This window comes from Mangrovimonas sp. CR14 (assembly GCF_011764015.1).
In the GTDB taxonomy this organism is placed as follows: domain Bacteria; phylum Bacteroidota; class Bacteroidia; order Flavobacteriales; family Flavobacteriaceae; genus Mangrovimonas; species Mangrovimonas futianensis.
Genome location: NZ_JAAFZY010000004.1, coordinates 210,442 through 225,349 on the forward strand (window position 1 = coordinate 210,442; position 14,908 = coordinate 225,349).

A 14,908-nucleotide genomic window follows, 5' to 3' on the forward strand; every position below is an offset into this window, starting at 1 on the left:
ATGGTCAAAGTCAAATCTGATGTCGATTCTTTTATTGTGTAAGTTTTAAAAAACACATTTGGGAGATTTAAAATTTCAAAGTGTGTTTCAAAAAATGAATCCAAAAAGTTAACATCTGTCAAATAAATAGTACATTTGATTGACGCTCAAAGAGAAACGTTTAGGAGCCTTACGAAATTTAAAGTATTAGGCTCTAAATTCGAAATTATATGAGGTCCATTGGGGATAATTTGGAAACAAGTTTTTTATGAAAAATTATTATATGAAGTCTTTATTTTCAAAATGCTTGCTTGTTGTAGCACTACTATTTGGATATTCTATTTATGCCCAAGACGAGACAAGCTCTGCAGATGCCTTAGCTAAGCAACTTCAAAATCCTGTTGCTAGTTTGATAAGTGTTCCGTTTCAAGGGAATTTGGATTTCGGTTATGACCCAGAAAACGGAACCAAATTTACCTTAAACATCCAACCAGTCATTCCTATAAGTATTAGCGAAAATTGGAATTTAATAGGTAGAGTTATTTTGCCTGTTGTTTCTCAAACCGACATTTATGGTAACAGCGGAAATCAAACAGGGTTAAGTGATGCCGTAGTAAGTGCGTTCTTTTCGCCTAAGGAGCCGACATCAGGTGGATTAATTTGGGGTGCTGGACCCGTATTGTTGGTGCCTACAGCAACCGATGATTATTTAGGAACTAAAAAATTTGGTGTGGGACCCACGGCAGTTGTCCTGAAGCAGTTAGGTACTTTAACTGCCGGTGCTTTGGTAAACCATATTTGGTCAGTGGCTGGAGATAGTAATCGACAAGATGTCAATGCTACGTTTTTACAACCGTTTCTTGCTAAAAATTTTGCGGGAGGTTATGCTTTGGCACTTAATACAGAATTGACCCAAAATTGGGATTATAAATCGACATCGGGCTCTATAAATATTGTTGGATCTAAAGTAATCACTATGGGAAGCCAAATGGCACAGCTTTTATTGGGACCTAGAATTCATTATGGCAATGGTAATGCTGCCGATTTTGGTGTTCGGTTTGGACTGGTATTGCTTTATCCTAAAAAGCAATAACTTTCATTAGCCATCCAAATAATAAATGTTAATCAATAATCAATCTATAAAATCATTCAATGAAAAAATTACTTATTTTGTGTATTAGTGTGTTACTAGTTTCCTGCGGGTCATCAACAAAAATTGTAGGTGCTTGGACCAATAAAGATAAATTGGCCACTAGGACTAAAGGTTCTGTTTTTATTTTGGCAATGACCAATAATACTCAGGCCAAAAATGTTATGGAAGAAGAAATTGCCTTTCAAGCTGGTCAACGAGGTATTAAAGCAACCAAGAGTAAGGACATCTTTATACAAAAATTCACCAAAGAGGATATGCCTTCCAAAGAATATCTTTTAAGGGAAATTAAGGCTACTGGTGCAAAGACTATTTTTACGGTCAACCTACAAGACAAGGAAACCACAACAAGATACCATCCTGGAAATGAAATGTATGTGTCTGGTTATTCACCTTATATGTATGGCTATTATAACAGCTTTTATGGCTATTATAATTATTCCTTTCCCATTACATATACGCCAGGATATTATGATACAACCAAAACTTTTTATTTGGAAACCAATCTTTATGATGTAGAAACTGAAGAGTTGCTTTGGTCTGCACAGTCAAAGACCTATGATCCGGCAGATATGGAAGATTTCATCAAAAGTTATTCGGAAGCTATCATACATCAGATGATTGAAGATGGTGTATTAAAATCAGAATAGAGATTTTCTTATAAAAATTAGAACTCAGAAGACCACTAACATTTGCGTTAGTGGTTTTTTTTATTTTAAAACTTTGATTTACAGTTGTTTTTGTGTTTGAGGTTGATGTGATTTTTGTTACCTTAGATGAGCTATTTTTTAATCCTATATGCTTAATACTGTAAACTTAAATCCTCTTAAATCATGAAAAAATCATTTTTAAAGCCAATATTCTCAGCAATCGCTGTCCTATTCTTTTTGAGCTCCTGTAAATCACCAAATGAGGAACCAAAATCGATTCAAGAGGAAACAGTTGGTCAACAAGAACAAATAACGGATGTCTTACCCTCTTGGAACGATACGAAAAATAAACAAGCTATTATAGATTATGTGAATGCGGTTACTAAAGAAGGAGGAGCTGAATTTATTCCAATAAAAGATCGAGTTGCGGTTTTTGACAATGATGGTACCTTGTGGAGTGAGCAACCCGCTTATTTTCAACTATTGTTTGCTATAGATCAGGTAAAAAAAATGGCCAAAGACCATCCAGAGTGGGAAGGGAAGCAACCATACCAAGCCGTTATTGATGGAGATATGACTTCTCTATCAAAACAAGGCATGAAGGCTATTGTGACTTTGATAATGACAACCCATGCTGGTATGAGCACAGATGATTTTGAAGAAGAAGTTGTCAACTGGATGGCTATCGCAAAACATCCCAAAACAGAGCAATCCTACAATCAAATGATTTTTCAACCCATGTTGGAACTTTTAGAATTTTTAAGAGCTAATGGTTTTAAAACCTATATTGTTTCGGGTGGTGGCATAGACTTTATGAGGGCTTGGGCCGTTGACGCTTATGGCATTCCAGAAGATCAAATAGTAGGAAGTGTAATAAAAACTCAATTTGAAATGACCGATGAAGGCCCTCGTTTGGTGCGTTTGCCGGAATTGGATTTTATTGATGATAAAGAAGGGAAACCGGTGGGAATACAGCACTTTATTGGGAAAAAACCTGTTTTTGCTGCTGGAAACTCTGACGGAGATCTTCAAATGTTACAATGGACAGCGTCTTCCGATTATAAAAACTTCGAATTGTATATTCATCATACCGATTCTGTTAGGGAATGGTCTTATGACAGAGGTTCCCATATTGGTGGTTTTGACAAAGGTTGGGATGAAGCAGTTAATAAGGGGTGGACTATTGTTGATATGGCCAAAGATTGGTCTATAATCTATCCTTTTGAAAAATAAAAAAAGAAATTTTTATAACGAATGAAAACATTTGGGTGGTTTTACACCTAAATTTAAACTTCTTTTAATTTAAGTGTTATTCAAATTGGTAAGCTATTCACTGCTAAAATATTATAAGCGAAATTCATATTTGGTATGGTCATATTTATTAAATTGGGGTTGTCTAATCTTAAGTCTTTTAAATAATGAAAATCTTCAAATTCTTTTTACTGCTATTCTTTGTGTTGATTGCTCAACATGGTTTTTCTCAAAAAAAATCGGCTAAACAATTAGCTCGAGAGGAATATAAGATTGATACCTTAATAACTCAAGAAGAGCGTTGGAATAGGCAAGTTTGGTTCAACGATCAAGTTGAGAAAATGAATATGAACGATAATTTGCGAGATGATTATAATTCCATCATAGGCTATCATTATTACAAAGTAAGTAGGTTGAACGATTTAGATCAAAACTTAAGCCTTCCAGAAATGAAAGAAAAGTTCGATGATGAAATAAAAAAATTAAATACAGAAGCCAAGGGCCTATTAAATGAAGAACAGTACCAGATACATTTGGAAAGTGTCGAAACCTTTGTGCACTCTGTTTATAGAAAAATGGGCTTCAAAAAATAATTTTATATCAGAATACAATAGAAAAATAGGAAGAGGCCTTTAGTCCTTAATGGATTCTGGGCCTTTTTTGTTTAAAATAGATTTTTCATCTTGATTTATTAAGTTTAAACATGACCTCGGATTTAGAATTATTTCACTTCTAATAACAAACAATTCAACATTAATGAAAAAAGCACTATTCATCTTTTCCCTTCTTCTTGTGTCTATGCCTATTTTAGGTCAGCAAAAGGAGAATGACAGCCTTATGAATACCAAGGAAAAGGATAAAAAGGCCGATTTCACAGTTATGCCATTTATAAGCTACAATAGAAATTTAGATTTCATGATTGGAGTCATTCCTATGGTCATGTATCGTCTTCAAGAAAATGACACCATTTCTCCTAAATCCTTATCTGGTGTTTCAGCAGTTTATACGACTAATAAGTCATATGTAGTGGGTCTCTTTAATAGATTTTATTTTAAAGAAGACAATTGGAGAGGAACTTTTTATCTTTTTAACGGAGATGTTAACTCCCAATTTTTTATGGATGGTTTTGATAATGCTGGTTTTTACAATTATACAACAAATGCCACCATGTTAAGTGTTGGTCTCCAAAAGAGGATTATTAAGGGTTTTTATGGGGGACTTAGCTATAACTATGCTAAATATGATACAGACTATGAAGACCAAATCTTGGAGGCAACTACTACCATTACTCACGGTTTAGACTTCAACTTATTGTATGATACGAGAGATAATGTGTATTACCCGCATTCAGGTGTAAAGGTGAATGCCAAATGGATTACATACCCAACTTGGTTTGGAAATGATGAGGTAACCAATCGAATTAAAACAGCTTATAACACCTATTTCCCAATGAGACATGAAAAAGATGTTTTGGCAGCTCGATTTTCAGGGGACTTTGGTTTGGGCAGTGTGCCTTTTGAGCAACAAACAATAGTGGGAGGGAAGGATATAAGAGGATATTCGGAAGGAAAGTACCGAGGCAATATCGTTATGGCACTTCAAGGCGAGTACCGTTACAACATAAATCGAATGGGCTTTGTTGGATTTGTGGGGGTTGCAACCTTATTTGACTCCGACAATGAGGATTTCAATGGAGAGTTTCTTCCTGGCGGAGGAATAGGTTATAGATATCAGGCCTTTAAACAAACCAAGTTTAACATCGGTTTAGATGCTGCGTTGGGTAAAGACGATTGGGGTATTTATTTTAGAATTGGAGAAGCTTTTTAGTTCAAATTTACTCATATACCAATTCAATGTCATCTATTATTAAAACACTATCAACCGCTCCAGCAAAATGAGCGCCATCAAAGCTTGATGAAGCCACAAAGGTGATGTGTGTAGACAAACCAAATTGAGCTAAATCATCACTTACAAAAATGCCATTCTCTGGGAACATATAGTCTGGGTAACTGGTATCTAATTCGCCATAAATAAAGTCCACTTCTTGTGTAGTAAGACTTCCCTGTTCTGCATCACTTCTAAACCAGGCAGTGGCCAACCTCTGAATATTTCCAGACTGTCTTATTTCCAAAAGGGCATAAATGTCGCATGCATCTCCATAATTTAAAGGATTGCCATCTTGATCTTCGTTTTCCGGCCCAGGTGTGTATTGGTATTTAAACCGAAGTTTGGTGGGTCTAGCTGCAAAAGGGGTTCCGAATTCAATAGCTGCTTCTGGATCACTTATCTCTATATTATCCGGATTGAAATAACCTGTAAAAAGAGACCCAGCTGCAATGGGGGTTCCAAAGGTTCCTGCCAATGGTCCTAAGTCTAAGGTGATTAATTTGGCCGCCAAATTACCGTTGCCCAGATCTTCTGGGAAAGTGGCTAAATCACCTAGAATTTGAGTGCCTTGGTTTCCAGTACCCCATATGGTTGTGTTGGCATCAGAGCCAGGTTCATAATAATTTGATGAAGTGAGATACCATTGATTTAAATCTCCATTGCTTAATTGGGGCGTTTCTGAAGCGACAATAGCTTCAATGGTCCAAGGATGGACAGAACCATCCTCTGCAGTAACCATTATCATTTGATTTTCCTGAAGATTCAAAACATCCCCTACAGATTTATCGGCATTAGCAAAAGATGATATTTCTAATGTTTCAAGAGTAATTTGGGTTAAATCCACACCGCCTGGAATTTCTACTTTAACTAGAAGACTGTCGGTTAATATAATGGCATTTCCAGCTTGGTTGCTAACCAAAATCTCTTTGATATTACCGTAGGAAGATGCTCCAAAATAATCTTCTTCAACACATGAATTCAAGAATGAGCTAGCTAACGTAATTAAAAAAATAAATATGATCTTTTTCATGATTCCCATTGTTATTTTCCAGCTCCAAAATAATAGGCAAGACCTAGTTGAAGGGATAAAATATTAATTTCAAAATCAACATTTTGAGTGGTTCTTTTAGATGCTTCCGTGTTATTGACGGTTCGTTCTCGTGTATTTATCTCATATCCAAGGACATTCAATCCAATTTCAAGAGCAAAGTTTTCCATCGCAAAAAAGGTGACTCCTGGACTCAAACCTAAACGAAACCTATTATTGGTAGTATACGTCTTATTGATTTCATCCATGTTTGAAATATCCCTGGTAAGGCTCGTGCTTCTACCGTAGGTAATCCCAATTTCTGTAAAAAAGCTTAAACGCTCATTGGCTGTTAATGGAACTGCTGTTCTCAAAAATGGCGTGATGGCAAATCCTCGAGAGATCGTATTGGAATTAATGGTGTCACTGTCTTTAAGAACTAATCCACTAAATTTATCTTGATTGTAATTTAGATTTACCCCCAACATGGCATAATTCCCAATAAAATATCCGCCCTTTAAATTAAGGTCATATTTATTTTGGTTACCATCAATTACCTGACGCAAAAGAAGGTCTGTGTTTTCCAATTTTCTGTCTTCAAGAGACATGGCAAAACCTACATAAACGTTACGCTTCTTAAAGGGTTTGAATTTGGAATTATAATAGGTGGAAATTAAATCGTAAGGCGTATAGGTACTATCCTTCTTTTGCTCTTTGTCTTGAGCTAAAACCATGAAAGGCAATAGAAAGATGAATAAATAAATGAATAGACCCTTTGCTTTCATGAAACTGTAATATCTTAATGATTAATTCTTGTAATTATTCTATTGAAAAGATACATAAATTTCATGAGGTTTCTAGTACAAATCATTTGGTGAATAGTGAGTTAAATAATAAATGTCATAAGATTTAAAAAGTCAAAAGAGGAATTTTATTATGCCTGATTCCTTAAAATTCCTAGTTATACTCAGGAGTTTCAAACTTTCTACTATTTATGGTGAGAATATAAGTAGTTTCTTAACAGTAATTTTAAATAGTTTCTATTGTAGTTTTCTTTTTTTCAGTAACTTAGAAATTGTATTGGTTAAGCCATTTAATTTTTAAGCTATCAAACATCTTTAATTTTAAACAATCTATTATGAGAAAATTAAATTACTTCAAAACACTTGTTTTGACTTTAATGCTTATTCCTTGTTTATCGATTGCCCAAAAAAAGCCAAATATTTTGGTGCTTTGGGGAGACGATATCGGTACTTGGAACATCAGCCACAATAATCGGGGTATGATGGGGTACAAAACGCCAAATATTGACAAAATAGCTAAAGAAGGAGTCGCATTTACAGATTACTACGCACAACAATCTTGTACTGCTGGTCGTGCGGCTTTTATAGGTGGTAATGTACCCGTTAGAACCGGAATGACCAAAGTTGGTTTACCTGGAGCCGAACAGGGTTGGCAAGAAACAGATGTGACTATGGCGACTGTCTTAAAAAGTCAAGGATATGCTACGGGACAATTTGGTAAAAACCATCAAGGCGATTTGGATACGCATTTACCTACTAATCATGGTTTTGATGAATTCTTGGGGAATCTTTACCATCTAAATGCAGAGGAAGAACCAGAGAATTATGATTATCCTGGAGATATGGTCATGAAGGATGGCCAAACTTTTAGAGAAAAGTTTGGCCCTAGAGGTGTACTTCATACCTGGGCAGATGGTAAGGGAGGCCAACGCATAGAAGATACGGGACCATTAACCAAAAAGAGAATGGAAACCATAGATGATGAAACATCAGATGCAGCAATAGAATTTATCAAAAAGCAAGTGAAGGCAGGTAAGCCCTTTTTTGTTTGGTGGAATGGAACAAGAATGCACTTTAGAACCCACGTGAAAGAAGAGCGCAGACACAAAGGTCATGACGAATACACGGACGGTATGATTGAACACGATATGCATGTGGGTAAATTTTTGACTTTATTAGACGAATTAGGAATTACTGATAATACTATCGTAATGTATTCCACTGATAATGGACCACACTACAACACATGGCCAGATGCTGGAACGACGCCTTTTAGAGGTGAGAAAAATTCCAACTGGGAGGGAGCCTATCGCGTACCTGCTTTTGTAAAATGGCCTGGTCATTGGCAAAAGGATGTTACTCTAAATGGTATTGTAGCTCATGAAGACTGGTTGCCAACCTTTGCCGCTGCTGCAGGAGCACCTGGAATTAAGGAGAAAATCAAAGCGGGAGTGAGTTTAAATGGACGCAGCTATAAAAACTACATTGATGGCTATGACATGAACGATTATTTATCTGGAAAAACCGAAGAATCACCCCGACATGAATTTTGGTATGTTAATGATGATGGTCAAATTGTAGCAGCCCGATATGATGATTGGAAGGTTGTGTTTCTTGAAAATAGAGGGGTGCAGTTTGGTGTATGGATGGAGCCCTTTACAGAATTACGTGTTCCTGTGATTGAAAATTTAAGAAGAGATCCGTTTGAAAAAGCACAACATAATGCCAATGTGTATTATGATTGGTTATTAGATCGCGCTTATGTTTTAGTGCCTATTCAACAATTGGCAGCTCAATTTTTAATGACTATGAAAGAGTATCCTCCTAGTCAAACACCTGGTTCTTTTAATTTGAGTTCCATCGAAGAAAAACTTAAATCAACCATGGGAGGTCGATAAAAATCCATCTCATTTAATAAAAAGGGGCATAATTTATGGCCCTTTTTTTATTCATTCCATATAGATGATTTTGTTGAATATACTTACAATAAATGACTGTTAATATCATTTTTGTTTCTATTTTTAAGGTAGTATTTGTTTGATTTTTATTAACTTCATCCTCCTTTTAATTTAATAGCAATCAAACGAGTTCATTTAATTATAAAACTTATATAAACTTAACTCTCATGAAAAAACAAGTTGCTATTAAAAGATTGGTTATTCTCAATCTTCTTTTATTTTCCATTTTATCATTTGCTCAAGACAAGAAACCCAACATTTTAATCATTTTTCCAGATGATGTTGGTTGGAGTAATGTAAGTGCTTATGGCAATGGCGTTATGGGATACACAACACCAAACATAGACCGCATAGCTAAAGAAGGTGCGATGTTTACCGAACATTATGCACAACCAAGTTGTACAGCAGGACGTGCCGCTTTAATTACCGGTCAATACCCTATTAGAAGTGGTATGACTACCGTAGGTAGACCAGGTGGCCCACTTGGACTTAAAAAGGAGTCTCCAACCCTTGCCGAAGTACTTAAAGAACAAGGCTATGCCACTGGACAATTTGGGAAAAACCATTTAGGTGATCTTAATTCCCATTTGCCAACGGTTCATGGGTTTGATGAATTCTTTGGAAACCTATATCATCTAAATACACAAGAAGAATATCAGCAAAAGGACTATCCGCAAGATCCAGAGTTTTTTAAAAAATATGGGACTCGTGGGGTATTACATACCTGGGCTACTGATGGCGACGATACTACTGTAGATCCACGTTTTGGTAAGGTCGGTAAACAAAAGATTGAAGACACTGGGCAACTTTCAAGAGAACGTATGGAAACTGTTGACGAAGAGTTTATGGCAGCGTCTATCGATTTTATTAAAAGAGCTCAAAAAGATGGTAAACCTTACTTTGTTTGGTTTAATCCAAGTAGAATGCACATGTATACCCATTTAAAACCAGAAAACCGCTATTTAGCACAGCCTTATACTACAGAACATGACTTTTATGGTAGTGGTATGATGGAACATGATATGATGATAGGCGAAATGCTGGATAAACTAGAAAAAATGGGTGCTTTAGAAAATACCATTGTGGTCTATTCTACTGATAATGGGCCAGAACACAGTGCACGTTTACATGGGGGGACCACACCATTTAGAGGTGAAAAGATGACCACTTATGAAGGAGGTGTTCGTGTCCCTATGATGGTGATGTGGAAAGATCATATTCCTGCTGGTAAAACACTTAGTGGCATTCAATCACACATGGACATTTTTTCAACCTTAGCAGCCGCGGCAGGTGTTCCTGATGTAGCCGATAAAATGATGAAAGAGAAAAAACAATATATCGATGGGGTTAATAACCTGGATTATTGGTTAGGTAAAAGTGAAAATAGTAATCGTAATAACTTTATATATTATCACGAATCTACGATAAGAGCTATTAGAATTAATCAATGGAAGCTACACTTTGAAACAAGCGAAAACTATTACGCGCCATATGAAAAACAAAAGTTTCCTATTATGTATAACATCCATTTCGATCCTTATGAAAGTTTTGATAACCTAACAGATCGTTCAGATATCGTACAAAAGAAACAATTCTTAAATGAACCTGTTCAAGAAATTCTTGGTGAACATATTAAATCACTTCAAGAATATCCGCCTGTACAAAAAGCAGCCACGTTAGATTTCTCTGAACTTGTAAAACAACTAGGAGAAGGTAAACAATAGGAAATTTATATTGACTAGATAAAACTAAATAATTTAAAAGAAAACAAAAAGGAACTGGAAAAGCCAAAATATTCCAGTTCCTTTTATCCCTGAAATACAGAAGGTAACTGCATACGAGATTTTATATCTGGATTGCAGAGGATTTAAATCTCGCATATCGAGTAAGAATTAATAATCCATGAACCATGACAAGAAAATCAGGTTTTATTTTCATTGCCCTTTTAACGCTGTTTTCGTGTAATCAAAAAAAGGAAAAGGAACCAGAAGCTATTTCTTCAAACCAAACCATGTATTTCAATGGGGATATCATTACCATGGAAGGAGATGCTCCTGACTATGCCGAAGCTTTGGTAGAAGAAGATGGTAAAATTATTTTTGTGGGAGCAAAAGATTTGGCTTTAACCAATTATGAAAATGCCAAACAAGTCGATCTGGAAGGTAAAACCATGGTTCCTGGCTTTGTTGATGGGCACATTCATTTTTCAGCGTTAGGATCCCAAGCATTGGCTGGTAATTTACTAGCTGAACCCGATGGAAAAGTAGAAACGGTTGATAATTTGGTTGCTGAGCTTATAGATTGGTCTGAAAATAATGATACGTCTTTATTTGGGGGCTGGATTGTTGGTATTGGTTATGATGATGCCATCCTAGGAAGGCACCCCAATAAAAACGACCTTAATAAAGTTTCAATCGATATTCCAGTTATGGCAACCCATATTTCTGGTCATTTCATGACTGTGAACAGTAAGGGTCTCGAGGTACTAGGTATAACATCTGAAACAAAAGATCCAGAAGGGGGCCAAATAAGAAGGGTCAATGGTACAATGGAACCAAACGGCACCTTAGATGAGCTAGCTGCAATTCCTCATATGTTGAAGATACTTTCTCCAACCGAGCCTGATAAGATTGATAAATTTACGGATGCCGCTCAAAAGTTGGCTTTTAGTTATGGTTATACAACAGCTCAGGAAGGTAGAACTACCTCGAGCCATGAAGCTTTAACAAGTTTTGCACAAAGTGGCAAACTTAAAATTGATGTACCTGCTTATATTGATTACTCTAGGCCAGAACTCATGGCTACCGAATGGTTCAGTAAAACCTATAAAAATCACTATCGTATCGCTGGATATAAACTTACCTTGGATGGATCACCACAAGGAAGGACAGCTTGGAGAACGCAACCTTATTTAATGCCTCCTCCTGGGGCAGATAATAATTATAAAGGGTACCCAGCACTTCCAGATGAGGCAAAGGTTCAGAAAATAGTTGATACCTGCTTTGCAAATAATTGGCAGTTATTAACTCATGCCAATGGAGATGCCGCCATTGATCAAATGATAAACGCCATATCAAAAGCTGCTGAAAAATATGGAAATACGGACAGGAGAAATGTTTTAATTCATGGTCAGTATCTTAGGTATGATCAAATTGACAGCTTGGCGAAATATGATATCATACCATCGCTTTTTCCAATGCATACCTATTATTGGGGAGATTGGCACAAACAAATAATTGGAGAAGAACTAGGTGATAAAATCAGCCCTATCAAAACAGCCTTGGAAAAATGTGGAGTCGTGACGAGCCATACAGATGCTCCGGTGGCACTGCCTAATTTAATGATGATTCTTTGGACTACTGTAAACAGGGTTTCTAGAAGCGGTAAAGTAATTGGAGAGACTGAAAAATTGACGCCCTATGAGGCGTTAAAGTCCATTACCATTTGGGGAGCCTACCAACATTTTGAAGAAGATAGAAAAGGAACCCTTACACCGGGAAAAATGGCTGACCTGGTAATTTTAGATAAAAATCCATTAAAAGTTGACCCTATGAAAATTAAAGACATAAAGGTATTTAAAACGATTAAAGAAGGTGAAGCAGTATTTGAATTAAAATAATGTTTTTTGATAATGATCATTATCATAAACTCAAAGCTAATAAATCAAGTTATTAATTCTAAAGTTAAATTTATGAGTACTTTTTTACGTAAACGAATTTTCATCCCAATAGTGGTATTATTGCCACTATTGGGATGGAGCCAGCAAAAACCCAATATCTTAGTGATTTGGGGTGATGACATTGGCTGGCAAAATGTAAGTGCCTATGGAATGGGGACTATGGGGTATACAACACCCAACATTGACAAAATTGGGAATGATGGAATTAAATTTACCGATCACTATGCGCAACCCAGCTGTACAGCGGGAAGAGCAGCCTTTATTACTGGGCAGTATCCCATAAGAAGTGGGATGACCACAGTGGGGCAACCAGGTGATGCCTTAGGCTTGCAAGCTGCATCTCCATGTTTGGCTGAGGTGTTGAAGGCAGAGGGGTATGCTACAGGGCATTTTGGTAAAAATCACTTAGGAGACCGTAATGAACATTTGCCTACGGCGCATGGTTTTGATGAATTCTATGGTAATTTATATCATTTAAATACTCAGGAAGAGTCTGAGCAACGTGATTATCAAAATTTTGCTAAAGAGTATTCTGGAGATTTAGAAAGTTACGAAAAGAAATTTGGAACCCGAGGTGTTATTCACTCGTGGGCTACCAATAAAATGGATAATACCGATGATCCCAGATTTGGCGTTGTTGGGAAACAACGAATAGAAGACACGGGGCCTCTTACTCAAGAGCGCATGAAAAATTTTGATGCAGGTGAGGTTATTCCTGTTGCCGAAGATTTTATGAAACGCGCTAAAGCTGATGGTAAACCCTTCTTTGTTTGGTTAAATACTTCAAGAATGCACTTATATACGCGCTTAAATGAGGAGTGGCGTTACGCTGCTGAGAAATATACTTCAGAAGCTGATTATTATGGTAGCGGGATGATGCAACATGATCATGATGTGGGATTGGTGTTGGAATTTTTAAAAGCCAATGGTCTTGATGAAAATACCATTATTTGGTATTCGACAGATAATGGTCCTGAACACAATTCTTGGCCTCACGGTGGAACTACTCCTTTTAGAGGGGAAAAAATGGGGACTACAGAAGGAGGTGTTAGAGTACCAAGTATGATAAAATGGCCAGGAGTTATTGAACCCGGACAAGTCAAAAATGGAATTCAGGCACATATGGATATGTTCACTTCTTTAGCTGCTGCTGCAGGTGTGCCAGATGCGGCCGATTTGTTGATGAAGCAAAAGAAACAATACATTGATGGCGTTAACAATCTGCCGTATTGGAAGGGGGAAACCAATAGATCGGAAAGAGATATGTTTTATTATTATTATGAGAGTAAGCTGAATGCCGTAAGAATGGGACCATGGAAATTCCACTTTATATATAAGGAAACTTATTATGGAACAGCTGAGGCCAGAACGGCGCCATTAATATTTAATTTAAGAATGGATCCTTTTGAAAGCTACGACTCTGAAGATGCTTATGGGCATCTTATGCAAAAGGTATCTTGGTTAATGGCCCCAATGGGAGAGCAAATGAATAAACATATTAAAACACTTTTGGATTACCCACCAGTACAAGGCGGTAAAAGTTTTGATATGTCTAGTGTGATGGATGCCGTTGTTAAAAAGGGACATCAGTAACCTTAATATTCAAGTAATAGAAAAGTCTAAGTTCTAAACTTAGACTTTTTTATTTTGTAAGCAGCAATTATTAACAATTCTAAACAAAGATCTGGTCTTGAAAAAATATACGATCCTTATTTTTTCGGTTCTCCTTCTTGTATACTCAAATGGTTGGACTCAAGTAGAAAATGATGACCCCATAGAGGATCATGATTTTACTCGGCAATTATGGTTTGACTTGGAGCCATCTTGGCATTTAAGTGAGCAAAGTAAATTAGTTGGAGAAGTGAGCTATAGAACAGTTGAACCCAAAAGCTGGCATAGATTGATTTTTCGGGCATCCAAACGCACCAGTAAAGACAGCATTTTATTTAAAGGCTTTAAACATAGTGAGGGGCTTCAGTATGGGGTTGGGTCTTTTTTCTTTATGAGTGATTATCAGCCAAATAGTTTTGAAATTAGACCATTTCAAGGTTATAGTCTAGGATTTAATATTAGTCCGCGTTTTAATTTGGGACAGCTTTTAAGAACGGAAGAACGTTTTTTGTTTACCAACAATGAAAATCATAAGTTCTTCGGATTACGATTGAGGTACCAAGTAACCGGAACTATAGATTTAAAAGGATTGCTTTTTCAAAAGGGCCGTGGGTTTTACATTCCAGTTTCCATAGAGGCTTTCTTTAATTTAGTAAAAGTGTCCCAGTTTAATGATGTGATAAGAATTTCCCCTGGTATCGGGTATCAAGTTAATCCAGATTTTAAATTCCTATTCAGTTTGGCCTACCATTATACAAAACAGGGAGCAGACGACAATAAATTGATAAGAACTAATGATTTGGTGGTTCGTTTCAGGATATTGAGAACTTTTTAAGATGCTTGTTTACTTTCTTTCTTCGAATATTCTAATTGATGTCTGAATTGGTTTAGGGAAGACTTAAAATCTTCGAAT

12 protein-coding genes are annotated in these 14,908 nt (G+C 36.4%); 10 read left to right on the forward strand and 2 right to left on the reverse strand.

Annotation, left to right across the window (positions count from 1 at the left end; translation table 11 throughout):
- Positions 1 to 262: 262 nt before the first annotated feature.
- From GZ212_RS09740 to GZ212_RS09760, 5 genes are all read left to right on the forward strand, one after another.
- The gene (locus GZ212_RS09740) at positions 263 to 1,072 is read left to right on the forward strand and encodes a hypothetical protein (protein ID WP_206080424.1); all 810 of its coding nucleotides are present in this window, start codon (positions 263 to 265) and stop codon (positions 1,070 to 1,072) included.
- 59 nt (positions 1,073 to 1,131) lie between these two features.
- Positions 1,132 to 1,779 (forward strand): hypothetical protein, encoded by a 648-nt coding sequence (locus GZ212_RS09745; RefSeq protein ID WP_053972392.1) that lies wholly within the window; start codon positions 1,132 to 1,134, stop codon positions 1,777 to 1,779.
- A gap of 183 nt (positions 1,780 to 1,962) precedes the next feature.
- Positions 1,963 to 3,012, forward strand: a complete 1,050-nt coding sequence (locus GZ212_RS09750) for an HAD family phosphatase (RefSeq protein WP_166959449.1) — start codon at positions 1,963 to 1,965, stop codon at positions 3,010 to 3,012.
- A gap of 185 nt (positions 3,013 to 3,197) precedes the next feature.
- Positions 3,198 to 3,623, forward strand: coding sequence for a hypothetical protein (locus GZ212_RS09755; protein ID WP_166959452.1), 426 nt, complete (start codon positions 3,198 to 3,200; stop codon positions 3,621 to 3,623).
- Between the two features lie 163 nt (positions 3,624 to 3,786).
- Positions 3,787 to 4,857 (forward strand): BamA/TamA family outer membrane protein, encoded by a 1,071-nt coding sequence (locus tag GZ212_RS09760; protein ID WP_166959455.1) that lies wholly within the window; start codon positions 3,787 to 3,789, stop codon positions 4,855 to 4,857.
- A 7-nt stretch (positions 4,858 to 4,864) separates the two neighbouring features.
- Here the strand turns inward: GZ212_RS09760 and GZ212_RS09765 are convergent, their stop codons facing one another.
- Entirely contained in the window at positions 4,865 to 5,947 is a 1,083-nt protein-coding gene (locus GZ212_RS09765) for a PCMD domain-containing protein (protein ID WP_166959458.1), read from the reverse strand.
- An 11-nt stretch (positions 5,948 to 5,958) separates the two neighbouring features.
- On the reverse strand, positions 5,959 to 6,729 hold the full coding sequence (locus tag GZ212_RS09770; RefSeq protein ID WP_166959461.1) for an outer membrane beta-barrel protein: 771 nt from the start codon (positions 6,727 to 6,729) through the stop codon (positions 5,959 to 5,961).
- 353 nt (positions 6,730 to 7,082) lie between these two features.
- On the opposite strand from GZ212_RS09770, the gene GZ212_RS09775 reads away from it, so the two are divergent.
- From GZ212_RS09775 to GZ212_RS09795, 5 genes are all read left to right on the forward strand, one after another.
- The gene (locus GZ212_RS09775; RefSeq protein WP_206080425.1) at positions 7,083 to 8,645 is read left to right on the forward strand and encodes an arylsulfatase; all 1,563 of its coding nucleotides are present in this window, start codon (positions 7,083 to 7,085) and stop codon (positions 8,643 to 8,645) included.
- Between the two features lie 227 nt (positions 8,646 to 8,872).
- Positions 8,873 to 10,429, forward strand: a complete 1,557-nt coding sequence (locus tag GZ212_RS09780) for an arylsulfatase (protein ID WP_166959464.1) — start codon at positions 8,873 to 8,875, stop codon at positions 10,427 to 10,429.
- Positions 10,430 to 10,614: 185 nt separating this feature from the next.
- Positions 10,615 to 12,324 carry an amidohydrolase gene (locus GZ212_RS09785; protein ID WP_166959467.1) on the forward strand — a complete coding sequence of 570 codons (1,710 nt, stop codon included), beginning with the start codon at positions 10,615 to 10,617 and terminating at the stop codon, positions 12,322 to 12,324.
- Positions 12,325 to 12,396: 72 nt separating this feature from the next.
- The gene (locus tag GZ212_RS09790; RefSeq protein WP_166959470.1) at positions 12,397 to 13,977 is read left to right on the forward strand and encodes an arylsulfatase; all 1,581 of its coding nucleotides are present in this window, start codon (positions 12,397 to 12,399) and stop codon (positions 13,975 to 13,977) included.
- 97 nt (positions 13,978 to 14,074) lie between these two features.
- The gene (locus GZ212_RS09795; RefSeq protein ID WP_166959473.1) at positions 14,075 to 14,830 is read left to right on the forward strand and encodes a DUF2490 domain-containing protein; all 756 of its coding nucleotides are present in this window, start codon (positions 14,075 to 14,077) and stop codon (positions 14,828 to 14,830) included.
- Positions 14,831 to 14,908: the final 78 nt, after the last annotated feature.

Coding starts and splice junctions, on each gene's coding strand:
- GZ212_RS09740 (WP_206080424.1), top strand. CDS start 263: ATGAAGTCTTTATTTTCAAAATGCTTGCTTGTTGTAGCACTACTATTT.
- GZ212_RS09745 (WP_053972392.1), top strand. CDS start 1,132: ATGAAAAAATTACTTATTTTGTGTATTAGTGTGTTACTAGTTTCCTGC.
- GZ212_RS09750 (WP_166959449.1), top strand. CDS start 1,963: ATGAAAAAATCATTTTTAAAGCCAATATTCTCAGCAATCGCTGTCCTA.
- GZ212_RS09755 (WP_166959452.1), top strand. CDS start 3,198: ATGAAAATCTTCAAATTCTTTTTACTGCTATTCTTTGTGTTGATTGCT.
- GZ212_RS09760 (WP_166959455.1), top strand. CDS start 3,787: ATGAAAAAAGCACTATTCATCTTTTCCCTTCTTCTTGTGTCTATGCCT.
- GZ212_RS09765 (WP_166959458.1), bottom strand. CDS start 5,947: ATGAAAAAGATCATATTTATTTTTTTAATTACGTTAGCTAGCTCATTC.
- GZ212_RS09770 (WP_166959461.1), bottom strand. CDS start 6,729: ATGAAAGCAAAGGGTCTATTCATTTATTTATTCATCTTTCTATTGCCT.
- GZ212_RS09775 (WP_206080425.1), top strand. CDS start 7,083: ATGAGAAAATTAAATTACTTCAAAACACTTGTTTTGACTTTAATGCTT.
- GZ212_RS09780 (WP_166959464.1), top strand. CDS start 8,873: ATGAAAAAACAAGTTGCTATTAAAAGATTGGTTATTCTCAATCTTCTT.
- GZ212_RS09785 (WP_166959467.1), top strand. CDS start 10,615: ATGACAAGAAAATCAGGTTTTATTTTCATTGCCCTTTTAACGCTGTTT.
- GZ212_RS09790 (WP_166959470.1), top strand. CDS start 12,397: ATGAGTACTTTTTTACGTAAACGAATTTTCATCCCAATAGTGGTATTA.